The 24,630-nt window shown below is 64.6% G+C and carries 21 protein-coding genes, 1 tRNA gene and 1 other RNA gene; 14 read left to right on the top strand and 9 right to left on the bottom strand.

What is annotated here, in order from left to right; all coding sequences use genetic code 11:
- The first annotated feature begins 50 nt into the window (after positions 1-50).
- Genes M0534_RS05450 through M0534_RS05440 form a run of 3 tightly spaced genes read left to right on the top strand, consistent with a single transcriptional unit; the run spans position 51 to position 3,969 of the window.
- Positions 51-995, top strand: coding sequence for an AAA family ATPase (locus M0534_RS05450; RefSeq protein WP_428348377.1), 945 nt, complete (start codon positions 51-53; stop codon positions 993-995).
- Complete coding sequence (locus M0534_RS05445; RefSeq protein WP_248567395.1) at positions 995-1,966, top strand: DUF58 domain-containing protein; 972 nt, start codon at positions 995-997, stop codon at positions 1,964-1,966. Before M0534_RS05450 ends, M0534_RS05445 begins: the two co-directional genes overlap by 1 nt.
- A complete protein-coding gene (locus M0534_RS05440; RefSeq protein WP_248567394.1) occupies positions 1,963-3,969 on the top strand; it encodes a transglutaminase TgpA family protein in 2,007 nt (668 codons plus the stop codon). Before M0534_RS05445 ends, M0534_RS05440 begins: the two co-directional genes overlap by 4 nt.
- A gap of 53 nt (positions 3,970-4,022) precedes the next feature.
- Here the strand turns inward: M0534_RS05440 and M0534_RS05435 are convergent, their stop codons facing one another.
- Both M0534_RS05435 and ppsR read right to left on the bottom strand, forming a co-directional pair.
- Positions 4,023-4,499: a DUF1249 domain-containing protein gene (locus M0534_RS05435; protein WP_248567393.1), complete on the bottom strand. Its 477-nt coding sequence runs from the start codon at positions 4,497-4,499 to the stop codon at positions 4,023-4,025.
- A gap of 34 nt (positions 4,500-4,533) precedes the next feature.
- The gene (gene ppsR, locus M0534_RS05430; RefSeq protein ID WP_248567392.1) at positions 4,534-5,361 is read right to left on the bottom strand and encodes a posphoenolpyruvate synthetase regulatory kinase/phosphorylase PpsR; all 828 of its coding nucleotides are present in this window, start codon (positions 5,359-5,361) and stop codon (positions 4,534-4,536) included.
- Positions 5,362-5,623: 262 nt separating this feature from the next.
- Here ppsR and ppsA point away from each other — a divergent pair, with 262 nt between their 5' ends.
- The 5 genes from ppsA (at position 5,624) to M0534_RS05405 (ending at position 12,763) form a co-directional block, all read left to right on the top strand.
- A complete protein-coding gene (ppsA, locus tag M0534_RS05425) occupies positions 5,624-8,002 on the top strand; it encodes a phosphoenolpyruvate synthase (RefSeq protein ID WP_248567391.1) in 2,379 nt (792 codons plus the stop codon).
- 27 nt (positions 8,003-8,029) lie between these two features.
- Positions 8,030-9,523 (top strand): FAD-linked oxidase C-terminal domain-containing protein, encoded by a 1,494-nt coding sequence (locus tag M0534_RS05420; RefSeq protein WP_248567390.1) that lies wholly within the window; start codon positions 8,030-8,032, stop codon positions 9,521-9,523.
- A gap of 84 nt (positions 9,524-9,607) precedes the next feature.
- The gene (gene glcE, locus M0534_RS05415) at positions 9,608-10,675 is read left to right on the top strand and encodes a glycolate oxidase subunit GlcE (RefSeq protein ID WP_248567389.1); all 1,068 of its coding nucleotides are present in this window, start codon (positions 9,608-9,610) and stop codon (positions 10,673-10,675) included.
- 28 nt (positions 10,676-10,703) lie between these two features.
- Entirely contained in the window at positions 10,704-11,933 is a 1,230-nt protein-coding gene (gene glcF / locus M0534_RS05410; protein WP_248567388.1) for a glycolate oxidase subunit GlcF, read from the top strand.
- Positions 11,930-12,763 (top strand): sulfurtransferase, encoded by an 834-nt coding sequence (locus M0534_RS05405; protein ID WP_248567387.1) that lies wholly within the window; start codon positions 11,930-11,932, stop codon positions 12,761-12,763. Before glcF ends, M0534_RS05405 begins: the two co-directional genes overlap by 4 nt.
- A gap of 38 nt (positions 12,764-12,801) precedes the next feature.
- Here M0534_RS05405 and orn read toward each other — a convergent pair whose 3' ends face one another.
- Complete coding sequence (gene orn / locus M0534_RS05400; RefSeq protein WP_248567386.1) at positions 12,802-13,374, bottom strand: oligoribonuclease; 573 nt, start codon at positions 13,372-13,374, stop codon at positions 12,802-12,804.
- 90 nt (positions 13,375-13,464) lie between these two features.
- On the opposite strand from orn, the gene rsgA reads away from it, so the two are divergent.
- On the top strand, positions 13,465-14,352 hold the full coding sequence (gene rsgA, locus M0534_RS05395; RefSeq protein WP_248567385.1) for a ribosome small subunit-dependent GTPase A: 888 nt from the start codon (positions 13,465-13,467) through the stop codon (positions 14,350-14,352).
- On the opposite strand, the gene recR is transcribed toward rsgA, so the two are convergent.
- From recR to ffs, 4 genes are all read right to left on the bottom strand, one after another.
- Positions 14,343-14,942 carry a recombination mediator RecR gene (gene recR, locus M0534_RS05390; RefSeq protein ID WP_248567384.1) on the bottom strand — a complete coding sequence of 200 codons (600 nt, stop codon included), beginning with the start codon at positions 14,940-14,942 and terminating at the stop codon, positions 14,343-14,345. The two genes, rsgA and recR, sit on opposite strands and share 10 nt — an antisense overlap.
- A gap of 7 nt (positions 14,943-14,949) precedes the next feature.
- Positions 14,950-15,276: a YbaB/EbfC family nucleoid-associated protein gene (locus tag M0534_RS05385; protein WP_248567383.1), complete on the bottom strand. Its 327-nt coding sequence runs from the start codon at positions 15,274-15,276 to the stop codon at positions 14,950-14,952.
- Between the two features lie 70 nt (positions 15,277-15,346).
- Positions 15,347-17,038, bottom strand: coding sequence for a DNA polymerase III subunit gamma/tau (dnaX, locus tag M0534_RS05380; RefSeq protein ID WP_248567382.1), 1,692 nt, complete (start codon positions 17,036-17,038; stop codon positions 15,347-15,349).
- 143 nt (positions 17,039-17,181) lie between these two features.
- Positions 17,182-17,278: signal recognition particle sRNA small type (gene ffs / locus M0534_RS05375), an RNA gene on the bottom strand.
- A 240-nt stretch (positions 17,279-17,518) separates the two neighbouring features.
- Between ffs and M0534_RS05370 the strand changes: the two genes are divergently transcribed.
- Entirely contained in the window at positions 17,519-20,236 is a 2,718-nt protein-coding gene (locus M0534_RS05370; RefSeq protein ID WP_248567381.1) for a cation-transporting P-type ATPase, read from the top strand.
- 279 nt (positions 20,237-20,515) lie between these two features.
- On the opposite strand, the gene M0534_RS05365 is transcribed toward M0534_RS05370, so the two are convergent.
- Positions 20,516-20,606 (bottom strand) — tRNA-Ser (locus tag M0534_RS05365).
- Positions 20,607-20,698: 92 nt separating this feature from the next.
- Positions 20,699-21,025 carry a DUF1820 family protein gene (locus M0534_RS05360; protein ID WP_248567508.1) on the bottom strand — a complete coding sequence of 109 codons (327 nt, stop codon included), beginning with the start codon at positions 21,023-21,025 and terminating at the stop codon, positions 20,699-20,701.
- 96 nt (positions 21,026-21,121) lie between these two features.
- Between M0534_RS05360 and M0534_RS05355 the strand changes: the two genes are divergently transcribed.
- From M0534_RS05355 to cydB, 4 genes are all read left to right on the top strand, one after another.
- Positions 21,122-21,634: a hypothetical protein gene (locus tag M0534_RS05355; protein ID WP_248567380.1), complete on the top strand. Its 513-nt coding sequence runs from the start codon at positions 21,122-21,124 to the stop codon at positions 21,632-21,634.
- Between the two features lie 135 nt (positions 21,635-21,769).
- A complete protein-coding gene (locus M0534_RS05350) occupies positions 21,770-21,952 on the top strand; it encodes a hypothetical protein (RefSeq protein WP_248567379.1) in 183 nt (60 codons plus the stop codon).
- Between the two features lie 200 nt (positions 21,953-22,152).
- The gene (locus tag M0534_RS05345; RefSeq protein ID WP_248567378.1) at positions 22,153-23,541 is read left to right on the top strand and encodes a cytochrome ubiquinol oxidase subunit I; all 1,389 of its coding nucleotides are present in this window, start codon (positions 22,153-22,155) and stop codon (positions 23,539-23,541) included.
- A gap of 58 nt (positions 23,542-23,599) precedes the next feature.
- Positions 23,600-24,616: a cytochrome d ubiquinol oxidase subunit II gene (cydB, locus tag M0534_RS05340; protein WP_248567377.1), complete on the top strand. Its 1,017-nt coding sequence runs from the start codon at positions 23,600-23,602 to the stop codon at positions 24,614-24,616.
- Positions 24,617-24,630 lie beyond the last annotated feature (14 nt).

Below are 24,630 nucleotides of genomic sequence, written 5' to 3'. Positions count from 1 at the left end.
ATGCCTTTTCGGCATGACTCGCGACACTCTCAGCGACCGGAGACCCACCCTTGGCGACCAGGAACGTCCTGCAGCCGCATCCATCGACCCCACTTGCCCGCGTGTTCCGCCAGGGCGAAGCCGTCATTCTCGGCAAGCAGCACCAGCTACGCCTGGCCGTGACCTGTCTGCTGGCCGGCGGCCATTTGCTGATCGAAGACCTGCCCGGCGTCGGCAAAACCACCCTTGCGCATCTACTGTCGACCCTGTTCGGACTGCAGTTCCAGCGGGTGCAGTTCACCAGCGACCTGCTGCCCGCCGATATTACCGGGGCCAGTGTCTTCGAACGGGAATCCGGCACCTTCAGCTTCCATCCTGGTCCGGTTTTCACCCAGCTCCTGCTGGCCGACGAGGTCAACCGCGCAACGCCGAAGACGCAAAGCGCGCTGCTCGAGGCCATGGAAGAACGCCAGGTCACCGTGGACGGCAGGACCCGGCCGCTGCCGGAACCGTTTTTCGTGGTCGCCACCCAGAACCCGGTCAGCCAGCTCGGCACCTTTGACTTGCCGGAGTCCCAGTTGGACCGCTTTCTGATGCGCATCCACCTGGGGTTTCCCGACCGCGAAGCGGAGCACGAGTTGCTGCGCGGCCGCGATCGAAGGCAGCTGCTTGCGGAGATGGAACCGGTACTGGACCTGGAACAGTTGCAGGATCTGCAGCGCCAGGCGCAGGACGTCTTCGTGTCCGAGGCGCTGATCGATTATGTCCAGGCCTTGCTGGCGCATACCCGCAGCAGTGGCGATTACGGCACCGGACTCTCACCCCGGGCCGGTCTCGCGCTGCTTCGTGCCGGCCGTGCCTGGGCGCTACTGAACGGCCGCTCCGCCGTGCTGCCGGAGGACATCCAGGCCGTCTTGCCGCCGGTCGCCAGCCATCGGCTCGCCGTCTCGGTCGGCAATGGCGATGATCGCAAGGCGGCCGCGGATCACCTGCTGGCGGCCGTCCCCGTGCCCTGATGCCGGGACTCGCCACAGCAGCGAGGGGCCTGGCGGATCGCTGGCTTGATCACCGCCTCGGCGCTCCCGACCGGAGCATGCGCCTGGGGTATCGTCGAATCTTCATTCTGCCAAGCCCTGGCGGGCTGCTGTTCGTCGCAATGGTTGCGGCCATCTGGCTCGGTGCCGTCAACTACATGAACAACATGGCCTACCTGCTGGCCTTCCTGCTCACCGGGCTCGGCACCGTGGCGATGATTCACGCGGTTCGCAATCTGCTGGGCCTGGAGTTGCGCGTCGAACAGCCCGAAGCCGTGTTCGCCGGTGAATCCCTGTATTTCCCGATCGAGTTGTCCTGTCCGGCACCACGCTCGCGCTACGGTCTGATCTGCAGGCTCGGTCGCGGCGAGACGCGTGCCGTCGACGTTCCCGCCGACGGGGCAACTCGGGTCTCCCTCCCCGTTGCCGCCGAACGGCGCGGCGTACTGCCGATGCCGATGATGCGCCTGCACAGCGAATTTCCCGGCGGATTGTTTCGTGCCTGGTCCTGGCCGCGTTTTCGCTGCCAGGGGCTGGTCTACCCGCGGCCCGAGACCGGCCATGTACCGCCACCATCCGGCGGCGCGGGCGACGGCGAGGGCCTGAACACAAGCACCGGCGAAGAGGATTTTTCCGGCCTCAGGCGTTACCAGGCCGGCGACCCGTTGCGCCAGCTTGCCTGGCGCAACTGGGCGCGGGGCATGGAACTGCAGACCAAGCAGTTCGGCAGCGATGATCAGGGCGAGATCTGGCTGGACTGGCAGCAACTGCACGGACTTGATCCCGAGGCACGGCTATCGCGCCTCTGCCGCTGGGTGCTGGACCTGCACCAGGCCGCGATTCCCTATGGACTGCGTGTTCCCGGCAGCACGCTGGAGCCGGCCCTGGGCCCCGCACACCGCCGCGCCTGCCTGGAAGCCCTGGCGAGGCATCCGGAAGCGGGGGCCGGATGATCTGGCGACGCTCAGACAGTGCGCACCCGGCCGCGGTCACGCACCTGTTGCCGCACCGGACGCTGGCCCTGCTGCTGCTGACGCTTTCGGCTGTCGCCCTGCCCCATGCCGTCCGCCTGCCGGTCTGGATCACCGCCGGCTTCGTCGCCTGCGCCCTGTGGCGTTACCTGGTCGCCCGCCGGGGCCTGCGACTACCCCACCGCGGCTTGCTGCTGCTGGCGACCGTGGCTGCAACCGGCGGGATCTACCTGGAGTACGGCACCCTGCTCGGCCTCGATGCCGGCGTTGCGATCCTGTCTGCGATGCTGGGCCTGAAACTGCTGGAGTTGCGCCGGCGGCGTGACACCAATGTTGCGATCTATCTCGGCTATTTCCTGATCGTCACGCAACTGCTGTATGTGCAGTCGCTGCCCATGTTCGGTTACATGCTGCTGCTGGTCTGGGCAATGACCACACTGCTTATCAGTGCCAATCGACCCGGCGGCGGTGCCGCACCGCTGGAGCACGGCCGGCTTGCCGCAACCATGCTGTTGCAGGCCATGCCGATCATGCTGGTGATATTCCTGCTGTTCCCGCGCCTGCCCGGACCACTCTGGAGCATGCCTGATACGGACCAAACCGCTACCAGTGGCCTGAGCGAGGAAATGGAGCCGGGCAGCATCAGCGAGCTCAGTCTTTCCGATGCGGTGGCCTTTCGCGTGGAATTCGAGGACGCGCCGCCACAACCCCGCGAACGCTATTGGCGCGGACCGGTGCTACCGGATTACGACGGTCGCCAATGGCGCCAGCCCGAGGAAAGCGACCCCGCGTTGCCGGTCATGGAACCCCTGGCCGGTGAAATTCGCTACACGGTGACGCTGGAGCCGCACAACCGCCATTGGCTGATTGCCCTGGACATGCCGCTGCAGATGGATGTCAGCGCGCGGGTCAACAGTGAATACCATGTCACCAGCGAGCAGCGGATCAGCAGCCGTCTGCGCTACACCGCGACTTCCGCGCGCAATTACCGCCTTGGCGCGGAACTGCGTGACGACACACTGGCGCGGTACCGGGAGTTGCCCGACGACAGTCACCCCCGCGCCCGGGAGTTGGCCCGCGACTGGCAACAACAGGACGATGCCCCGGACGCGGTGATTCAGGCGGTCCTGGAGCATTTCGCCGAACAGCCCTTTCACTACACGCTGCAACCGCCCCTGATGCCGGATGACGCCGTGGACGAGTTCCTGTTCGATCACCAGCGCGGCTTCTGCGAACACTATGCCGGGGCCTTCACGGTGCTGATGCGCGCCGCCGGGATCCCGGCTCGGGTCGTCACCGGTTACCAGGGCGGCGAAATCAACCCCAGCGGCGGCTACATGATCGTGCGCCAGTCCGATGCCCATGCCTGGTCCGAGGTGTTCATCGAGGGCGAGGGCTGGCGGCGCGTGGACCCGACCGCCTGGGTGGCGCCGGAACGCATCGAACTGGGTCTGGCGGAGGCGCTGGAGGACACCACCGGACTGAGTGCCCTGTCACGCCGCGAAGCCGGCTGGACGCGCACGCTGCAACTGCGCTGGGACGCGCTCAACGCTGCCTGGGATCGGTGGGTGCTCGGCTATGGGCCGAATCTGCAGCAGGAACTGCTGCAGCGCCTCGGCCTCGCCGGCTGGCGCGATGCCCTGCTCGCCATGACCGGAGCCATCGTGCTGCTTCTGGTCCTGATTGCACTGCTGCTGTTCTGGCCCCGGACGGGCCGCACGGCTGATCCGGCCGTGCGCGCCTGGAACCGATTCTGCGGCAAGCTGGCGGCCCGCGGTTTACCTAGGCAGCCGCAGGAGGGACCGATCGACTACGCCAGGCGGGTGGCCGAGGCCCGTCCGGAACTGGCAGAAGAGGTCCAGCGGATCGCACAACGTTATGTTGCCAGCCGCTACCAGGCGCCGGACCGGGACGCCAATCATCAGGCCGCACTGGAACGCGCCGTGGCCGCATTCCGGCCGCGGGCAAAACGACAGAAGGCTTGATCGCTTCCCGGCTCCCCGCGCGACTGACCAGCACCAGGTAAAGTGCAGCCGGGTCAGCCGTTGGAGGCGTGCTGCCGGTCGGGCAGGAAGACGTGGCCGCGGCCGAGGCAATAACGCAGCCAGCGGTTGAGGAAGCGATTGAGTTCCCAGCGCCAGGGCAGGCTCTTCTGCTCCGGCCGCTCGCCGCTCCAGAAGTGGAATCGATCCACCGGCGTCTCGGGCATCACTTCGGCAAGGCGCGCATCATGGTAAACGCGAATCATCAGGTCCGGTTCATTGCCCGGCTGCGACTCGGGATCAAAGTAATGGGTCAGGCGCAGACCCGTCGTGTAGCGGGTGCGATCCAGCAGGTGCAGGTAAAGATCAACCCCGTCCCGGCCAATCGACCGGTTGTCCCGTGGCAGGGCGTCGAGCTCGGGCGCCAGGCGACGCATCAGGATGTAATTGCTCTCGTAGAGCTCCATCAGTGTCGCGAACGAACGGTTCGGCAAGTCCTGCAGTAGCGGATGATCTCGCAGCGTTATCTTCATCCCGCGAGAATATCACAGCAGATCCCGGCCGCTGTCAGTGAACGCGGCGGACCAGTTTGCGTTCATGCATGATCATGGTGGCAATCTCCTCGATCGATACGGTGGTCGAGTTGACGAAGGGCAGCTTCTCCCGCTTGAACAGGGTTTCAGCCCGCATCACCTCCATCTGGCACTGGGCCAATGCCGCGTAGCGACTGTTCGGTCGCCGCTCCTGACGGATTGACTGCAGGCGTTCGGGCTCGATGGACAATCCGTAGAGCTTGCCGCGATGGGGATGCAACCGCTTTGGCAGCCGGGTCCCCATCAGGTCGTCCTCGGTCAGCGGATAATTGGCCGCGAACACCCCGTACTGCAGCGCCAGATACAGGCAAACCGGCGTCTTTCCGGTACGCGACACGCCGACCAGAATGATGTCCGCGTGATCGTAGTGATGCGTGGTCACCCCGTCATCATGGTTCAGTGCAAAATTGATGGCGTCGATCCGCACATCGTAGGTCTGCGGCGTGCCCATACCGTGGGAGCGTCCCACCGCGTGGGACGAGACCGTGCCCAGTTCCGACTCCAGCGGTGAAATGAAGGTATCGAAGAAATCGAAGAATGCGGCATTGCCGTCTTTCAGGATTTCACGCACATCGTCCTGGATCACCGTGCTGAAGATGATTGGCCGCGGCCCGCCATTGTTATTGATGTGATTGACCTGCTCGACGACCTTCTGCGCGCGCTCCGCATTGTCGACGAAGGGCAGCGTCACCTGCTCGTATTCCAGATCGAACTGGGTCATCAGGCTGTGCCCCAGAGTCTCGGCGGTAATACCGGTTCGATCCGAGACAAAGAACACGGTCCGTTTCGACAATTCCGCCATAAGCACACTGCCCCTGCCATGTCGCGAAATACGGCATGCTAGCGGAAAAGACAGGCGGCAGATACGCGACCGGCCCCGCGATCGTGGCTTGCGCAGGTATCGATCTACGCTTCGCTGGGGGTTACGCTGCGTTGCGGCATTTCGTACCATACGCGCGCATCGGCGCGGCTCGGTCACGAATGCGTCATGGTATCCAGACGCTGCCCACCCACCGGCAGCACGGCGCGCCGCGGCGCGGCGCGGGCAACAGGGGGACAGAACCTTGCAGGACTACGTCATCTGGTTTGATTCACTGGGCATGGACGATGTCGGTCGGGTCGGGGGCAAGAACGCGTCCCTCGGCGAAATGATCTCCAACCTTGCCAACGCCGGCGTGCAGGTACCCGGCGGTTTCGCCACCACCGCTGCCGCTTACTGGGACTTTCTGGACGAAAGCGGCCTCCGCGAACGCATCGCCGAGGCGCTTGAAGGGCTTGATGTCGATGACGTCGAACAGCTTGCGAAGACGGGCGAAAGCCTCCGCCAGATGATTATCGACACGCCCTTCCCTGAACGACTCGATCGGGAAATAAAAGATGCCTACCAGAAGCTTGAGAACGAAACCTCAGGTGAAGCATCGTTTGCCATCCGGTCCTCGGCCACCGCCGAGGACCTGCCGGATGCCTCCTTCGCCGGGCAGCAGGAAACGTTCCTCAACGTGCGCGGACTGGATGCCGTGCTGCTGGCGATCAAGCACGTCTTCGCATCGCTGTTCAATGACCGCGCGATTTCCTACCGGGTGCACCAGGGCTTTGACCACGGCGAGGTCGCCCTCTCGGCGGGCATCCAGCGCATGGTGCGTTCCGATATCGGTGCGGCCGGCGTGATGTTCACGATGGACACCGAGTCCGGCTTCCGCGACGTGGTGTTCATTACCTCCAGCTACGGCCTGGGCGAGACCGTGGTCCAGGGCTCGGTCAACCCGGACGAGTTCTACTGCTACAAGCCGGCGCTGGAATCCGACCGCCCCGCAGTACTGCGACGGGTGCTCGGCAGCAAGGCCATCAAGATGGTCTACAGCGACGAGTCCGGCCACGGCAAATCGGTGCAGACCGTGGACGTCGCGCCCGAGGACAGCCAGCGCTTCAGCCTGAGCAACGAGGAAATCGAGTCCCTGGCCCGGCAGGCGCTGATCATCGAGAAGCACTACGGTCGGCCGATGGACATCGAATGGGGCAAGGATGGCAACGACGGTCGGCTCTACATCCTGCAGGCACGCCCGGAGACGGTGAAAAGCCGGGACGGCAGCCAGACTCTGCAGCGCTACCACCTGAAGAATCGTGGCGATGTGAAGGTTACCGGCCGCGCCATCGGCCAGCGCATCGGCGCCGGGCCGGCCAAGGTGGTCTCCGACATCAGCGAGATGAACCGGATCAACGCCGGCGACGTGCTGGTCACCGACATGACCGACCCGGACTGGGAGCCGGTAATGAAGAAGGCCTCGGCCATCGTCACCAACCGCGGCGGCCGCACCTGTCATGCGGCGATCATTGCCCGCGAACTGGGTATTCCGGCGGTGGTGGGCTGTGGCAACGCCACCGACCACATTAACGACGGTGATGAGGTCACCGTGTCCTGCGCCGAAGGCGATACCGGTTACATCTTCGCCGGACTGCAGGATTACGAAGTGCGGGAAATCAGCCTGCACGACATGCCGGATCTGCCGTTCAAGATCATGATGAACGTCGGCAACCCGGACCGGGCATTCGACTTTGCCAACCTGCCGAATGCCGGCATCGGTCTGGCGCGGCTCGAATTCATCATCAACCGCATGATCGGGATCCACCCCAAGGCCCTGCTGGAATACGACCAGCAGCCCGACGATCTGCGCAAGGTGATCGATACCCAGATCGCCGGCTACAAGGATCCGGTGCAGTTCTACGTCGACCGCCTGGCCGAGGGCATTTCCACGCTGTCGGCCGCGTTTTCGCCGAAACCGGTGATCGTCCGCATGTCGGACTTCAAGTCCAACGAATACGCCAACCTGATCGGCGGCGAGCAGTACGAGCCGGACGAGGAAAACCCGATGCTCGGTTTCCGCGGTGCCTCGCGCTATATCGACGAGAGCTTCCGCCCGTGCTTCGAGCTGGAGTGCCGCGCCCTGCGCAAGGTGCGTGACGACATGGGCCTGAGCAACACCTGGATCATGATCCCGTTCGTCCGCACCGTGGACGAGGCGCGCCAGGTGGTGGAACTGCTGGAACAGAACGGCCTCAAACGCGGTGAGAACGGCCTCAAGCTCATCATGATGTGTGAGCTGCCTTCCAACGCCCTGCTGGCTGATCAGTTCCTGGAGTACTTTGACGGCTTCTCCATCGGTTCCAACGACCTGACCCAGCTGACGCTTGGCCTGGATCGGGATTCGGGCACCATCGCGCATCTGTTCGACGAGCGGAACGACGCGGTCAAGGCCTTGCTGCACCAGGCGATCCAGGCCTGCCGCAAGGCCGACAAGTACATCGGCATCTGCGGCCAGGGACCGTCCGATCATCCGGATCTGGCACGCTGGTTGATGGATGAAGGCATCGAGAGCGTTTCGCTGAATCCGGACACCGTGGTTGAAACCTGGCTCTATCTGGCCGGGCGGGAAGCGGAGTCCTGAGCCGAAACACAGCCGGGAGAACATCCGATGGTCAGCGTCTATCGTCAGGAAGATCACGCCTTCGAGGTCGACCGGGAGACGCTGATCCAGGGCCTGCGCGAGGTGCTGGCTCCGGATAACCTGCTGGTGGATGACGAGGCGATGCGGCCGTTCGAGTGCGACGGCCTGTCCGCCTACCGGCAAATGCCGCTGGTGGTGGCACTGCCCTCCAGCATCGACGAAGTGCAGGCAGTACTCGCCCTCTGTTCACGGTTACGCGTCCCGGTGGTGGCCCGTGGCGCCGGCACCAGCCTGTCCGCCGGCGCCCTGCCCCATCCGCAGGGCGTGCTGCTCAGCCTGTCACGTTTCAACCAGATCCTGTCCATCGATGAGCGGCGCCGGCTGGCCAGGGTCCAGCCCGGTGTCCGCAATCTGGCGATCAGCGAGGCCGCCGCGCCCTACGGCCTGTACTACGCGCCGGACCCCTCCTCCCAGATCACCTGCTCCATCGGCGGCAATGTCGCCGAGAACGCCGGCGGGGTGCACTGCCTGAAATACGGCCTGACCGTGCACAACGTGCTGTCGGTGACCATGGTGACCATGGAAGGCGAACTGGTGACCCTGGGCAGTGAAGCCCTGGACAGCCCGGGCTTCGACCTGATGGCGGCCATCACCGGTTCCGAGGGCATGCTCGGCGTGATCGTCGACGTCACCGTCAAGCTGCTGCCGCATCCACCGGCCAAGGAAGTGCTGCTGGCCGGGTTCGCCGATGTCGAAACCGCCGGCAATGCGGTCGCCGGCATCATCGCGGCGGGCATCATCCCCGGCGGCCTGGAGATGATGGACAACCCGGCCATTCGCGCCGCCGAGGATTTCGTGCATGCCGGCTACCCGGTGGACGCCGCGGCCATCCTGATCTGCGAGCTGGATGGCAACCCGGCGGAACTGCAGGACCAGTTGGACAAGCTTCGCATCCTGCTTGACCGACTTGGCTCGAACGACATCCGGGTCGCTAAGACGCCGGAGGAACAGGCCAGCTTCTGGGCCGGGCGCAAGGCCGCCTTCCCGGCCGTGGGCCGCATCTCGCCGGACTACTACTGCATCGACGGCACGATTCCGAGAAAGCGCCTGGCCGAGGTTCTCCGGCGCATGCAGGAGCTCAGCGATCAGTACGGCCAGCGGGTGGTCAATGTCTTCCACGCCGGGGACGGCAACCTGCATCCGCTGGTGCTGTACGACGGCAACGTGCCGGGCGAGTTTGATCGTACCGAGGAACTGGGCGGCAAGATCCTGGAGCTCTGCGTCGAGGTCGGCGGCACCGTGACCGGCGAGCACGGCGTCGGCATGGAGAAGATCAACCAGATGTGCGTGCAGTTTCCGGAGGCGGAGATCACCCAGTTCCATGCGCTGAAGGCCGCTTTCGACCCGCATGGCCTGCTGAACCCCGGCAAGGCCATTCCGACGCTGAGCCGCTGCGCCGAGTTCGGCGGCATGCACGTGCATGACGGGCAATTGCCACACCCCGATATCCCGAGATTTTAAGGAGGTGCACGTGCCGGACATGACTGACGCGAGACGCAGCCGTGCGCCGCAGCGGGCGCGAGAATCAGACCGGGCCCCGGGAGCATGATGAGCGGACAGGACATTAGCCACGACCTGGCAGCGCGCGTGGCCGAGGCCTCGCAGTCGGGAACGGCGCTGACCATCCACGGCAGCGGCAGCAAGACCTTCTACGGACGCGCAAGCCGCGGTGAAACGCTGGCTGTTGACGGCCACACTGGCATCGTCAACTACGAGCCAACGGAGCTGGTGCTGACCGCACGTGCCGGCACGCCGCTGGCGGAACTGGATGAGGCCCTGGCCGCCGAAGGCCAGCAGATGCCCTTCGATCCGCCGCGCTTCGGCGGTGGCACGCTGGGCGGCGCCATCGCCACCGGCCTGTCCGGCCCCGGCCGTCCCTGGCTCGGCGCGGCCCGCGATCAGGTGCTGGGCCTGCGCCTGATCAACGGCCGCGGCGAACACATGCGCTTCGGCGGTGAGGTGATGAAGAATGTGGCCGGTTACGATGTCAGCCGCTTGATGGCGGGCGCGCTCGGCACCCTGGGTGTGCTCACCGAGGTGTCGCTGAAGGTTCTACCGCGTCCCGAGGCCGAGCTGGGTCTGCGTCTGAACCTACCCGTCATGGAGGGGTTCAGCCAGGTGGAGGACTGGTTCCGTCAGGGCTTTCCGGTCACCGGCGCTGCCCATGACGGCAGCCACCTGCATCTCAGGCTGTCGGGTTCGCAAAGCGCGCTACAGGCCGCCGGCCAGACCATTGGCGGCGAACATGTGGCCGAGGTCGCCAACTGGTGGTCGGCACTGCGGGATCAGGCGCTGCCGTTCTTCGAAGACGCTGACACGCCCCTGTGGCGGGTCTCGCTGCCGCCATTGACCGACAGCAGCGGTTTTGACGGACCGGTCCTGCACGACTGGAACGGCCAGCAACTCTGGCTGCGTGGTGCGCGGGATGCCGCAGCGCTGCGGGAACAGGCCGCCTCTCTTGGCGGTCATGCCGTATGCTTCCGCGGTGGCGATCAGGAAGACGCCGTGTTCCATCCGCTGGCCGCACCGCTGCAGACCTTCCACCGCCGCCTCAAGCAGGCCTTCGATCCTGCCGGTATCCTGAACCCTGGCCGGATGTATGCCGACTTCTGACTCATCAGCGCTCCCCTAGGACTTTCCGATGCAGACCTGGCTTCGCGACGACATCCAGCAGACCGCCCAGGGACAGGAAGCAGATCGCATCCTGCGCAGTTGCACGCATTGCGGTTTCTGTCTTGCCACCTGCCCGACCTATCAGCTGCTGGGCGATGAGCGCGACAGTCCGCGCGGCCGCATCTACCTGATCAAGCAGGTGCTGGAAGGCCGCGAGCCCAGCGCACAGACCCAGTTGCACCTGGACCGCTGCCTGACCTGCCGGGCCTGTGAAACGACCTGCCCGTCCGGGGTGCAGTACGGCCGGCTTGCCGACATCGGTCGCGAACTGGTCGAGCAGCAGGTACCGCGCAGTCGCGCGGCTGGCCTGCAACGGCTGACCCTGCGCTGGCTGCTGCCTCGCCGGCGGCTGTTCGGCGCCCTGCTCCGCCTCGGTCAGCAGTTCCAGCCACTGGTGCCGTCCGCATTGCGGGACAAGATTCCGCCCCGGCGGCAGGCTCCCGCCTGGCCTGCCGATGGCAGGCACCGGCGCCAGGTCCTGATGCTGGAAGGCTGCGTGCAGCCGGCCATGGATCCGGTCATCAACCCGCAGACCGCCCGCCTGCTGGATCAACTCGGCATCGGCGTGGTGCGCACGCCGGCCAGCGGCTGTTGTGGCGCCATCGACCAGCACCTGGGACATCCGGAGACGGCACGACAGCGGATCCGCCGGAACATCGATGCCTGGTGGCCTGCGATCGAGGCAGGTGCCGAGGCGATCATCGTCAATGCCAGCGGCTGCGGCGTGCAGGTCAAGGACTATGCACACCTGATGGCCGACGACCCGAAATACGCCGACAAGGCCGAGCGGGTGACCACACTGTGCAAGGACCCGGTGGAGCTGCTGCTGGAGGAAGAGGCGCGGCTCGAACCGGCGCCGGACATGCCGCGTGCGATCGCCTTTCAGTCGCCCTGCACCCTGCAGCATGGCCAGAAGCTGGGGGGACGCGTGGAAGCGCTGCTGTCGCGCATCGGCTTCAGCCTGACCCCGGTCGCCGACGCCCATCTGTGCTGTGGTTCCGCCGGGACCTATTCGGTCCTGCAACCGGAATTGTCCAGGCGCCTGCGGCAGAACAAGCTCGCCAATCTCAAGGCGGGCAGTCCGGCGCTGATTGCCAGCGCGAACATCGGCTGCATCACCCACCTGGGTGCAGCGGCCGACATCCCGGTGCGACACTGGCTGGAACTGCTGCAGGTCAAGGACGGAACAAACCCATGAGCGAATCACTTCCCCTGCTGCTCGAACCGACGGACCTCGCCGCTCGCGTGGACCAGCAGGACCTGCGCATCGTCGACCTCTGCGATACCGAGGTGCACCAGGCCGGCCATATTCCGGGCGCCCTGCCGCTGCCATTCAGTGCCCTGCTACGGAAGGAGCCGCCGGCCATGGGCCTGCTGCCGGATGCAGCCGACCTGTCACAAGCGCTGGGCGCCATCGGCCTGCGCCCCGAGCACCATGTGGTCGCCTATGACAACACCGGTGGCGGCCGTGCCAGTCGTCTGCTGTGGACGCTGGATGTGATCGGCCACGGCGGCGGCTATTCCCTGCTGAACGGTGGTCTTGCCGCCTGGCGGGCCGCAGGCCTGCCCTTGGAACGCGGCAATACCGAACAGTCCGCTGCCGCACCCTATCCGGCGCAGATTCCTGCGGCACCGGCGGCCCGCGCGGACCGGGCCATGATCCTGCAGCGGCTGGATGATCCGGGCCTGCGCATCCTGGATGCGCGCTCGCGGGCGGAATTCCTCGGCGAGGACGTGCGGGCAGCCAGGGGTGGGCACATCCCCGGAGCACGCCATCTGGAATGGACCGCGTTTCTCGATCCGGACAATCACGGACGACTCAAGGACACCGAGACACTGCGCCGCATGCTGGAACAGCGCGACCTGCGTCCCGAACACACGGTGGTCACCCACTGCCAGACGCACCATCGCTCGGCCCTGAGCTGGTTCGTGCTGCACTTGCTGGGCTACCCGGATGCCCGCGGCTACGATGGTTCCTGGTCCGATTGGGGCAACCGGCCCGATACGCCGGTGGACCATGGCGAATAGACCGGCTCGAATCCGGGCCGACCGGCGGGTCGAATCGCTCAGGAACCGGAGATGAGTTCTTCCGGCACTTTCAGGAAGCGTTCGCGATAGAAGCGCAGTTCACGGATGGAATCCTTGATGTCATCCATCGCCAGATGGCTGGACCGTTTCTTGAATTCCCGGGCCATGTCGGGAATCCAGCGACTGGCCAGTTCCTTGAGGGTGCTGACATCGATGTGCCGGTAATGGAAATAGCGCTCCAGTTCCGGCATCAGGCGATGCAGAAACCGCCGGTCCTGACAGATGCTGTTGCCGCACATCGGGGATTTGCGGGCCGGCACCCATTGCCGCAGGAAGGCCAGTGTCTGTGCCTCGGCACTGGCGTAGTCGTGCTTGCTGCGGCGGATCCGGTCAACCAGCCCGGATTGGGTGTGCTGCTTCGTGTTCCAGTCATCCATGCCGTTCAGGACCTTGTCCGGCTGATGGATGGCCAGCACCGGCCCCTCGGCAAGGACATTGAGCTGGCTGTCGGTAATGACCGTCGCGATCTCGATGATGGCATCCCGGTCCGTGTCGAGGCCGGTCATTTCCAGATCGATCCAGATCAGATTCGCGTCACTGACTTCGGGCATGAGCAGGCTACCTTGTATGGTTGAAGCAGAACGCCGCCTCGGCAACAGACCGGCGGCCGCAAAGTGTAACAGAGCGACGGACGGCCTCCGGTGCTGAGCGGACGGGTGCTGGTCGGCTACGGCCCCACCTCGGTGGTGCACGAGGCGGACGACCGCTTGTACCGCTGCGTATCCCGGCGCCGCACAGGGCGCGCCATCTGCGGCGACCACGTGCGCTTCAGCCTGCCGCAGCCCAACGAGGGCGTGATCGAGGAGATCCTGCCCCGGCGCAACACGCTGAGCCGGACCAACTACCGCGGTCAGGTACGGCCGCTGGCGGCGAATATCGATTGCATGATGGTGGTGCTGGCACCGGAACCGGCACCGGACCCGGAACTGGTGGACCGGTATCTTGTGCTGGCCCACGATCTGTCGGTCAAACCGGTGCTGCTGCTGAACAAGGTCGATCTGGTCGCCGACGGCGGCGCGGCGGAAACCCGCCTGCTGGGGGAATGGCAGCAGTTGGGCGTTGAAACCCGCCAACTGAGCGCGAAGACCGGTCGTGGACTGGATTCCCTGGCGCGAACCATGGCCGGCGGCACCGCGATTCTGCTGGGCCAGTCCGGGGTCGGGAAATCGTCCCTGATCAACGCCCTGATACCCGACCTGCCGGCCCGCACCCAGGCACTGTCCAGGACATCAGGTCAGGGCCGTCACACCACCACCGAGACCACGCTGTACCCGCTGGAATCCGGCGGTGCCTTGATGGATTCACCGGGCATCCGGATCCTCCGGCTGGCGCACCTGGACCCACCGGCGCTGGCAGCGGGCTTCAGTGAAATCGGGGCCTTGGCCGAGCACTGCCATTACCGGGATTGCCGGCATGAGGATGAGCCGGACTGCGCGGTGCTGGCAGCCGCGGACCAGGGCGGGATCTCCGCGCGGCGGCTGGCCAGTTACCAGGCCCTGCTCCGCGAGCGGAAAGCCGTTCAGCCGTAGTCGCGGCGGCCGGCGAATGCGTGGGACAAGGTCCCGCTGTCCACGAATTCCAGCTCACCGCCTACCGGCACGCCATGCGCGATGCGGCTGCAGCGCACGCCGTACTCGCGGCCCATTTCGGCAACATAATGCGAGGTGGCTTCGCCTTCAACGGTCGGGCTGGTGGCGAGAATCACCTCGCGCACCACGCCGTCGCGAAAGCGCTGCTCCAGTCTGTCCAGACCGAGTGCCTCCGGACCGATGCCATCCAGCGGCGAAAGCCGCCCCATGAGCACGAAATACAACCCCCGGTAATCGGTGGCCTGCTCCAGCGCAAACACATCGGCCGGGTTTTCCACCAGACACAGCAGCGCCGGGTCACGTCCATTCTCGCGGCAAACACTGCAGACCGGTTCCTCGGTCGGCTGGCGACACTGTTCGCATTGACCGATTTCGCGCATGGCCCGCTCCAGCAGCGTCGCCAGCCGCTCGCCACCGGCACGGTCCCGCTGCAGCAGATGAAAGGCCATGCGCTGGGCGCTGCGCGGCCCGACGCCGGGCAGGCAGCGAAGGCTGTCGATCAGATCACGAATCAGTGGTGAAAATGCCACGGTGCGATCAGAAAGGCAGCTTCATGCCCGGCGGCAGACCCATGCCCGCGGTCATCTTCGACATCCGTTCCTGACTGGTTTCCTGCACCTTGCGCACTGCATCGTTGATAGCCGCTGCCACCAGATCCGCGATCATGTCCTTGTCGTCCTCGAACAGCGAATCGTCGATATCAACGCGGCGCACCTCATGCTTGCCGTTCATGATCACCGACACCAGGCCGCCGCCGGCCTGTCCGGTGATTTCCAGATTGGCCAGCTCTTCCTGCGCCTTCTGCATGTCCGCCTGCATCTTCTGGGCCTGCTTCATCAGGTTGCCCAATCCACCACCACGCATGGTCTGCCTCCGTCACTTGATAACTGATCAATATCTTGATGATTTCCAGTTCGGACCGCTACGACGCGCCTCAGTGCCCGCGTGGCTGGACCGAATCGGGAACAATCTCGGCGCCGAACGTCTCGCGCAGCGCGGACACGGTCGGATCACCGTCAATGGCCTGCTCCGCCAACCGCTGCCGTTGCCGGCGCTGTTCATCGGCCATTGCCGCAGGCGTCTGCGTTGCCGCTGCCTCCACCGGCTCGATACGCAAGGTAACCGGTCGACCGAACCAGTCCGACAGTGCCTCACGGAGTCGCTTTTCCAGCGGTGGCATACACAGGTGGATATGCGCCCGGTCCAGGTGAAGTACAACCAGATCCTGATCCTGCCGACCCCAGTGGCATTGCATCGCCAGTTCCTGGGACATGCCGGACAAGCCGAGTTGTTCCAGCAGTTGCGGCCACGGTGGCACCGACTTCGAAGCTGCGGCTTGCGAGTCGGGCGCCTCCTGCGTCGTCGAATCACCACGATCACCGGGTAGGGCTTCCTCGACCGCCGGTTCCGGCACGGCCGTGGCTGTCTGCGGTGCCGGCGCGGTGGCCGTTGGTTCCGGTTTTTTCGGTCGCGGCGAAGCCGCCGCCGACCGTGGCTTCGGTTGCCGGCCCGCACCGGACGACGGATCAGGCGTCTCGCCGGCATCGGGACGAAACGCCAGCAGGCGCAACAACACCATGTCAAAGCCGAGGCGCGGATCAGGTGCCAGCGCCAAATCCCGGCGTCCGTTCAGCGCGATCTGGTAGAACAACTGCACGTCTTCCGGCGCCAGGGCCTCGGCCAGTTGCTGCAGTTGCTCGAACTCCGGGTCATCCTGATCCGCGGCCTCCGGCACCGTCTGCAACACGGCCAGCCCGTGCAGCGTTTCCAGCATGGCCGCCAGTACATCGCTGAAATCCGGCGCCTGTTCTGCAAGCCCGTCCGCCGCCTGCATCAGCGCCGGACCATCGCCCGCCTGCAGGGCCTGCAATATATCCAGCACCCAGCGGGTATCGATGGAACCGAGCATGCTCGCGACATCGTCGTCACGCAGTGCGCCGGAGCCAAATGCCAGCGCCTGATCGGTCAGGCTTAGCGCGTCACGCATCGAGCCATCGGCCGCCCGCGCCAGGCGTTGCAGCGCCCGCTCCTCGGCCTCGACCTGTTCCTGGTCGAGCAAGGCACGCAGATGGCTGGCGATGAGGTCCGGCGGCAAGCGTTTCAGGTTGAACTGCAGGCAACGCGACAACACCGTCGCCGGCAGTTTCTGCGGATCGGTGGTGGCGAGCAGAAACACCACGTGCGGTGGCGGTTCTTCCAGCGTCTTCAACAGGGCATTGAAACTGTGACCGGACAGCATGTGGACTTCGTCCACCAGGTAGATCTTGTAGCGCCCACGCGTCGGCGCGTATTGCACATTGTCGAGCAGTTCGCGGGTGTCCTCGACCTTGGTCCGCGAGGCCGCATCCACCTCGATCAGATCGACAAAGCGGCCTTCATCGATCTCGCGGCAGGCGCCACACGCGCCGCAGGGCGTGCTGCTGACGCCCTGTTCGCAATTCAGGCAGCGCGCAAGGATACGCGCCAGTGTGGTCTTGCCGACTCCCCGGGTACCGGTAAACAGGTAGGCATGATGCAGCCGCGACTGCGCCATGCCATTGGCCAGGGCGCGCAGCACATGTTGCTGTCCGACCAGCTCGTCAAAGCTGCGCGGCCGGTATTTTCGAGCGAGAACCTGATGACTCATGGCGTGGACGTGGTACGGCTGACCCCGGGCTGAAACAAAGCCGAAGTGTAACACCGCGACGGACATGCAGGAGTCTTTGATGGACCCCGAACCCGGGGCAAAGGCGCGCGGAACCCGAACTGCTCCGCGATATTGGAGGCGGCAACCACCAGCCACACCCCGGCGCCCGAATCTGCTGCTACGGCTGCTCCCTTCCGGGCCTGACCGGATTCACAACATATCGTCGCGAGGGGACCGGCGGCGCCGCCATTGAAGCGGGCCGCTTGACCCCCTGACAAGCCGCGTGGGCTGTCAGGTGGAGCGGAGTCTAGCATTCGGCGGCGGGGACATGAAATCCGGAGGCGAAGCCCTGAGCCGGTCGCCTGGCAGTCCCGTGGCTGATGTGGATCAAGCGGCGAGGCGATGATCCAATGGTAGGTTCATACCCACTGAACTGCCCGTTTGGTCGAAGAATAATCAACCAGGAACACAGACTACCGTATGGAAAACGGCGAACAACGCAGCGACTGGCACGCATGTGAGACCGAGGAGGTCATCGAGAGGCTGGCCAGTGGAAAACAGGGACTGACCGAGGAAGACATCAGCGAGAGACTGGAACGCTACGGAAAAAACCAGCTGAACCCACCCCGCAAGGCGGGGCCCGTGGTTCGTTTCCTGCGCCACTTCCACAACATCCTGATCTACATCCTGATCGCGGCGGCTATCGGCACGGCGCTGCTGGGGCATTGGGTGGATACCGGCGTCATCCTTGCCGTTGTGCTGATCAATACCCTGATCGGCTTCGTCCAGGAAGGCCGCGCGGAAAAGGCGCTGGATGCGATCCGCCAGATGTTGTCGCCGTCCGCCCTGGTCATGCGCGGCGGCAAGCGCCGCGAAGTCAGCGCGGACCAGATCGTTCCCGGCGACGTGGTACTGCTGCAGGCCGGCGACAAGGTGCCCGCAGACCTGCGTCTCCTGCAGGCCAAGAACCTCCAGATCGACGAGGCGGTGCTGACCGGCGAATCCGTGCCGGTGGAGAAAGGCACCGAGCCGGTCCCGGCCGAAGCGGACCTGGGCGACCGTGGCTGCATGGCCTATTCAGGCACCCTGGTGACCTTCGGGCGGGCGTCCGGCCTGGTCGTTGCCACCGGCGAGCACACGGAGATTGGCCGGATCTCGGGCATGCTCGGCGAGGTCGAAGGCCTGGAAACCCCGCTGGTCCGCCAGATCGAGCAATTCGGCCGCTGGCTGGCGGGCGTGATCATCGCGATCTCGGCACTGACCTTCGCCTTCGGCTACTGGATCCGCGACTACCCGCTGGACGAGATGTTTCTGGCGGCGGCCAGCCTTGCCGTTTCCACCATCCCGGAGGGCCTGCCGGCGATCATGACCATCGCCCTGGCCATCGGCGTGCAGAAGATGGCCAGGCGCAATGCCATCATCCGGCGCCTCCCCGGCGTCGAAACGCTGGGCTCGGTGTCGGTGATCTGTTCGGACAAGACCGGCACCCTGACCCGAAACGAAATGACCGTCCAGACCTTGGCCATGGCCGATGGCCTGGTGGATGTGGATGGTGTTGGTTACGCGCCGGAAGGCGGCTTCAACCGCGACGGCAGCACGATTGATCCGGAATCGGAACCCGTCCTGTCGGAGGCCTTTCTGGCGGCGCTGCTGTGCAACGACGCGCAGCTGCATCACCGGGACGGAAACTGGGTCCTCGAAGGCGACCCGACCGAGGGTGCCCTGCTTACCCTCGCCTTCAAGGCCGGGCTGGAACTGGACGAAGTCCATCGCGACTATCCGCGAACAGACGTGATTCCGTTCGAATCGGCCCACAAATACATGGCCACCCTGCACCATGACCATAAAGGCCATGGGGTCGTCTATCTCAAGGGCGCCCCGGAACGGGTCCTGGAGTTGTGCGACTCACAGGCCACCGCCGACGGTGAAACCGAGCTGGACCAGACCCGACTGAAAGAGGTCATGGATCGCATCGCCGACCGCGGGCAACGCTTGCTGGCCGTTGCAAAACGGTCGGCGGATGTGGAGCACCAGAGCCTGAACTACGAAGACGCCGAGCGCGGCGGTTTCACGCTCCTCGCGGTGCTCGGGATCATCGACCCGCCGCGCGACGAGGCAATCAGCGCGGTGGCCGAATGTCACGAGGCCGGCATCCGCGTGAAGATGATCACCGGCGATCATCTGATTACGGCCTGTGCGGTGGGCCGGGAGTTGGGGATCGGCGGCGAACACAACGGCCGGGCCATGGCCGGCCACGAACTCGATGACCTGAACGACGACGAACTGCGTCGCGTTGCCAGCGAAACGGATGTGTTCGCGCGTACGACGCCGGAGCACAAGCTGCGTCTGGTCAAGGCCCTGCAGGCAACCGGCAGCGTGATTGCCATGACCGGGGATGGGGTCAACGACGCACCAGCACTGAAACGTGCCGACGTCGGCGTCGCCATGGGCAACAAGGGCACCGAGGCCGCCAAGGAAGCCTCGGAGATGGTGCTGGCCGACGACAATTTCGCCTCCATCGCCCATGCGGTGGAAGAAGGCCGCACCGTCTACGACAACATCCGCAAGGCCATCCTGCACATGCTGCCCACCAACGCCGGGCAGTCCCTGACCATCATGATGGCGATCCTGATGGGCCTGGCCCTGCCACTCACTCCGGTCCAGGTACTGTGGGTCAACATGGTGACCTCGGTCACGCTGGCCATGGCGCTGGCGTTCGAGCCCAGCGAGCCCGGCGTGATGCAGCGCCCGCCACGTGATCCCGCCGCACCGCTGCTATCGGGTTTCCTGCTCTGGCGAATCCCGTTCGTCGCGGTGCTGCTGTGGCTGGGCACCTTCGGCCATTTCGTCTGGATGGAAACCGTCGTCGATGCGCCGGACGAAATCGCGCGGACCGTGGCGATCAATACCCTGGTGGCGGGACAGGCGTTCTACTTGCTGAACCTGCGGCTGATCTACCAGCCGGTACTGGCAGGCTTCGCGCTTTTCCAGAGCCGCGCCATGTGGACGGCGATCGGTATCCTGATCCTGCTGCAACTCGCGTTTACCTATACGCCAGTGGCACATGCCCTTTTCGGCACCGCACCGATCGGCTTGAACGACTGGGCGCGGATTCTGACCTTCGGTGCTGCCGTGTTTGTTGTCGTGGAACTGGAAAAACTGGTGCTGCGTCGGCTGTCATGGGTCAGGACGAGTTAGGCGGGAAGCCTTTTCGGACGGACTGCGGCAAATGCCGGGGGTGGGATTGTCGCAGTCGCTTCGGTAATCGAACCCGACTTGTTTGATTCCGTGGCGGCCTCGATCGTCAACATGGTCAAACTGAGGAGGTGGGATTGTCGTTGGCGCTCCGCGCCAACGGGCTCCCTGCGCTTCGCTTCGGGAGTCGAACCCGACTTGTTGAAACGTGGGTTCGATTCCCGCCTTTGTCTTTACGAACAAAAATGGGGTGCCCGGCTGGGCACCCCATTTTTGTTCGTATGGCGGAGAGGGTGGGATTCGAACCCACGGTACGGGGTTACCGTACACACACTTTCCAGGCGTGCTCCTTCGACCGCTCGGACACCTCTCCTGAAGCTGTTGCATTGGGTCGCCGACCCAATGCGGGAGCGAGGTTAAACCAACTGGGGGTGCTGTGCAATTTAGCCAGGGGCGCGGAAAACGCTAAGTCTTGCGGCCGGGGCTGTAGCTGCCGCTTGGAAACTGGGCGATGTTGCCCTGCGCCTCGCTGATCTTGCCCGGCCCGGCCTTTTCCACCTCGTCAATACGAACCACCGCATGCATCGGGATATGCATCCGCTTCACCCCCTCGAACTCAGCCTTGAGCCGTTCCTCGGAGGGATCCACAACCACCTGGCTGCGTTCACCGAAGCGCAATCCGGCCACTTCGACGAATCCCATCAACTCGGTCTGCTGGACCTCGCTGGCATAGATCTCGTAGACCTGCCCCTGGTTGTGAAAAATCACCCGGTAAATGCGTTCTCGCGTCATACCCATCGGAACCGACTGTCCTCCCGCCCGAAAAGATGCGAAGCATGCCGTATTTCCCTACCCTTCGACCATCATAACGCTTTAAGACAAGGTTCCATGGCCATTGGCACGATGTTCGAGTGGGAAGGCGCTGCGGTGGACGAGGCCTGCCGTATTGTCTCCGGCCGCGACCCGCGGCATTACCGAATCGGTCTGCTGACCGTCGGGCCCTGGCCGGATGGCCCGGCCTGTGCGCTGCAATGGTTCGTGCGTCACACCGAGCTGGCCCAGTTTCTGTTGCGCGTGGAACCGCGCCGGGCCGGGCTGCGCGGCGCCGACTTCATCGGCTTCAAGACAGCGGCCATGCCGGTCATCACGGCGATGGAGGTTGCCGGATTGAATGAAGACCTCCGGCAGCAGTTCAACGAAATCAGTGCACCAGGTTTCGGTGTGCACTGGTGGGGCAGCCTGGAAAGCCTGAAAAGCGGGGAGACCGCCTGGCCCCGGGCGGTATTGGCAAAGCTGCAGGCCACCGCCCCGCTGCCCAACGCACGCACCCCGGAGCTGCTGGAACTGTTGCGGCGGGACTATCCGCCGCCGCAGGCACTGGGCCAGGGAAACGCTGACTGATTCCCCACCGGCCTCAATGGACATTGCACGGGCGCAGGCCCTGCCTGTCATTGAAATGACATCTGGCTGCCATGAGCCGGCCATCTACCGGAACTACGATCCTGCCGTGAACGAAGACATACGGAGGAATCCATCATGGCACGAAAGTCACCGGTCGAACTGCACCGCATCGCCCTGACCATGCACCACAGGGGCCATGCGCCGTCCCTGATTGCCGATATGCTCGGCCTGCATCCGGGAGCACTGCGCGGCTGGCTGGCCAGCCAGTCCTGCATCGGCTTCGGCGAGCGCTCCCGCCCTGGCATTCAACGCCCCTGACGGCATCCGCCGGGATCAGCTCAACCCCGCTGCCGCGGGCATCCTGAACCCGGGCTCCTCCGGGTGGTCACGGCACGCAGCTTCTATATACTGGCCCAAACACGTTCGCTGACAGGCCCGATCCCGGCATCGCCGCCCGGCAAGGGCTTGTCGCCTGATTCGGCGCACTGCCCGGCCGGGCCGACCATGGGAAGGCTGTAATGGAGTTCGATCCGCTTCTTCTGTCCCGCATTCAGTTTGCCTTTGTCGTCTCGTTCCACATCATTTTCCCGGCCTTCACGATCGGGCTTGCGGCCTTCATTGCCGTACTCGAAGGCCTCTGGTTCAGGACCGGCAACCCGGTCTACCTGCAGCTTTCGAAGATGTGGATCAAGGTCTTCGCCGTGTCCTTCGGCATGGGCGTGGTGTCGGGCATCGTCATGTCGTTCCAGTTCGGCACCAACTGGAGTGAACTGTCCTATGCATCGGCCAATTTCCTCGGTCCGGTACTAAGCTACGAGGTGGTCACCGCCTTCTTCCTGGAGGCCACCTTCCTCGGCGTTCTGCTGTTCGGCCGGGACAAGGTGCCCCAGGGCATGCACCTGTTTGCCGCCATCATGGTGGCCGTGGGCACGTTCATTTCCTCATTCTGGATCCTGTCGGCCAATAGCTGGATGCAGACACCGGCCGGCATCGAGATCATCAATGGCCGGGTCGAGGTGGTGAGCTGGCTCGAGGCGATCTTCAATCCCTCCTTCCCGTACCGGTTTGCACACATGGTGCTGGCCGCATTCCTGACCACGGGTTTCTTCGTGATTGCTGTCAGCGCCTGGTACCTGCTGATCAACAAGTCGCGGGAATACGCCAAGGTGATGTTCTCGATGACGCTCTGGCTGGTCACGATCATGGCACCGCTGCAACTTTTCGTCGGCGACCTGCACGGCCTGGACACGCTGGAACATCAGCCGGCCAAGGTGGCGGCCATGGAAGGCAACTGGGAGACGCAAAGCCGGGTGCCGTTGCTGCTGTTCGCGATCCCGGACCAGGAAGCGGAGATGAACCACTTCGAGGTCGGCATTCCCGGGCTTGCCAGCCTGATCCTGAAGCACGATCTGGACGGCGTGGTCCCGGGCCTGAAGGAATGGGCTCCCGAGGACCGCCCCCATGTCGCGACGGTGTTCTGGTCGTTCCGCGTCATGGTGGGGATTGGCATGCTGATGATTCTGGTGGCAGCACTCAGTCTGCTGTTGCGCTACCGCGGCACGCTGTTCGTCAATCGCGGTTTCCTGCGCCTGTGCACCTGCATGATGCCACTGCCCTTTATTGCGGTGCTTGCCGGCTGGATTACCACGGAAATGGGGCGGCAGCCGTGGGTGTTGTACGAGATCATGCGCACCGAGGACGCCGTTACCCCGTCCCTGACCGGCGGCGTGGCACTGACGTCCCTGATCGTCTTCGTCGTCGTCTACGCGCTGATCTTTATTGCCGGTGGCTATTACATCAGCCGGATCCTGAAGGCCGGGCCCGAGCAGGAAACGACGCCGGAGGACGATGCCGTTACACGGCACATGCGGCGTCCGGCACGCCCGATGTCGGCGGCCGACGGCTAGTGAATCGGCCAGGGTGTCGTTGAACTTTTGCCATTACGCATACGGAGGATGATCGAGCATGGAAGGCCAGCTCATTGACCTGACACTGATCTGGGCGCTGATCATCGCCTTCGGCGTGTTCATGTACGTCCTGATGGACGGTTTCGACCTCGGCGTCGGGATTCTCTTCCCGTTCGCGCCGAACGAGGAAGCCCGCGACATCATGATGAACACGGTCGCGCCGGTCTGGGACGGCAACGAAACCTGGCTGGTCCTGGGCGGGGCCGGCTTGCTCGGTGCCTTCCCACTGGTCTATTCGATCGTACTTCCGGCCGTCTACCTGCCGATCCTGATCATGCTGGCAGGGCTGATCTTCCGCGGCGTCGCCTTCGAGTTCCGGTTCAAGGCCAAGGACTCGAAATGGCTCTGGGACGTGTCGTTCACTGTCGGCTCGGTTGTCGCCACGTTTGCCCAGGGGCTGGTCCTCGGCAGCTTCATCCAGGGCTTCGATGTGGACGGCACCCGTTTCGTCGGCGGCGCGTTCGACTGGGCCACGCCGTTCGCGATCATGACCGGATTCGGCCTGATGGCCGGCTATGCCCTGATCGGCGGCTGCTGGATCATCATGAAGACCGAGGGCGAGGTCCGCGACTGGGCGTACCGCGTGGCGCCTGTGCTGCTAATCCTGGTGCTGCTGTTCATCTCGCTGGTCAGCCTCTGGACGCCGCTGATGCGCGAGGCCATTGCCGAACGCTGGTTCTCGACACCGAATCTCTACTATTTCCTCCCGGTGCCGGTCGTCACCGGGCTGATTACCCTGCTGATGATCAAGGCGCTGCGCGACCGGACGGACTATCTGCCCTTCCTTTGCTCGCTGGGTCTGTTCCTGCTGTGCTATTCGGGCCTGGCGATCAGCCTGTGGCCGAACGTGATCCAGCCGGACATCAGCCTCTGGGACGCCGCGGCATCACCTGGCTCGCAGCTGTTCCTGCTGCTGGGCGTGCTGTTCATCATTCCGCTGATCCTGATGTACACGGCCTGGACCTACTGGGTGTTCCGCGGCAAGGTCACACGCGATTCGGTGGGCTATCACTGACATCGGCACAACAG

The sequence above is a fragment of the Methylonatrum kenyense genome (genome assembly GCF_023195885.1).
Taxonomy (GTDB): domain Bacteria; phylum Pseudomonadota; class Gammaproteobacteria; order Nitrococcales; family Aquisalimonadaceae; genus Methylonatrum; species Methylonatrum kenyense.
This window is presented reverse-complemented; position numbering and strand designations above follow the sequence as displayed.

What these genes read in the sequence shown, in the direction of transcription:
- M0534_RS05435 (WP_248567393.1), bottom strand. Translation starts at nt 4,499, where the DNA reads ATGAAGATAACGCTGCGAGATCATCCGCTACTGCAGGACTTGCCGAAC.
- dnaX (WP_248567382.1), bottom strand. Translation starts at nt 17,038, where the DNA reads ATGAGTCATCAGGTTCTCGCTCGAAAATACCGGCCGCGCAGCTTTGAC.
- orn (WP_248567386.1), bottom strand. Translation starts at nt 13,374, where the DNA reads ATGCCCGAAGTCAGTGACGCGAATCTGATCTGGATCGATCTGGAAATG.
- M0534_RS05445 (WP_248567395.1), top strand. Translation starts at nt 995, where the DNA reads ATGCCGGGACTCGCCACAGCAGCGAGGGGCCTGGCGGATCGCTGGCTT.
- M0534_RS05440 (WP_248567394.1), top strand. Translation starts at nt 1,963, where the DNA reads ATGATCTGGCGACGCTCAGACAGTGCGCACCCGGCCGCGGTCACGCAC.
- M0534_RS05350 (WP_248567379.1), top strand. Translation starts at nt 21,770, where the DNA reads ATGGCACGAAAGTCACCGGTCGAACTGCACCGCATCGCCCTGACCATG.
- M0534_RS05385 (WP_248567383.1), bottom strand. Translation starts at nt 15,276, where the DNA reads ATGCGTGGTGGTGGATTGGGCAACCTGATGAAGCAGGCCCAGAAGATG.
- M0534_RS05370 (WP_248567381.1), top strand. Translation starts at nt 17,519, where the DNA reads ATGGAAAACGGCGAACAACGCAGCGACTGGCACGCATGTGAGACCGAG.
- M0534_RS05405 (WP_248567387.1), top strand. Translation starts at nt 11,930, where the DNA reads ATGAGCGAATCACTTCCCCTGCTGCTCGAACCGACGGACCTCGCCGCT.
- M0534_RS05360 (WP_248567508.1), bottom strand. Translation starts at nt 21,025, where the DNA reads ATGACGCGAGAACGCATTTACCGGGTGATTTTTCACAACCAGGGGCAG.
- M0534_RS05345 (WP_248567378.1), top strand. Translation starts at nt 22,153, where the DNA reads ATGGAGTTCGATCCGCTTCTTCTGTCCCGCATTCAGTTTGCCTTTGTC.
- ppsR (WP_248567392.1), bottom strand. Translation starts at nt 5,361, where the DNA reads ATGGCGGAATTGTCGAAACGGACCGTGTTCTTTGTCTCGGATCGAACC.
- M0534_RS05355 (WP_248567380.1), top strand. Translation starts at nt 21,122, where the DNA reads ATGGCCATTGGCACGATGTTCGAGTGGGAAGGCGCTGCGGTGGACGAG.
- cydB (WP_248567377.1), top strand. Translation starts at nt 23,600, where the DNA reads ATGGAAGGCCAGCTCATTGACCTGACACTGATCTGGGCGCTGATCATC.
- glcF (WP_248567388.1), top strand. Translation starts at nt 10,704, where the DNA reads ATGCAGACCTGGCTTCGCGACGACATCCAGCAGACCGCCCAGGGACAG.
- glcE (WP_248567389.1), top strand. Translation starts at nt 9,608, where the DNA reads ATGATGAGCGGACAGGACATTAGCCACGACCTGGCAGCGCGCGTGGCC.
- M0534_RS05420 (WP_248567390.1), top strand. Translation starts at nt 8,030, where the DNA reads ATGGTCAGCGTCTATCGTCAGGAAGATCACGCCTTCGAGGTCGACCGG.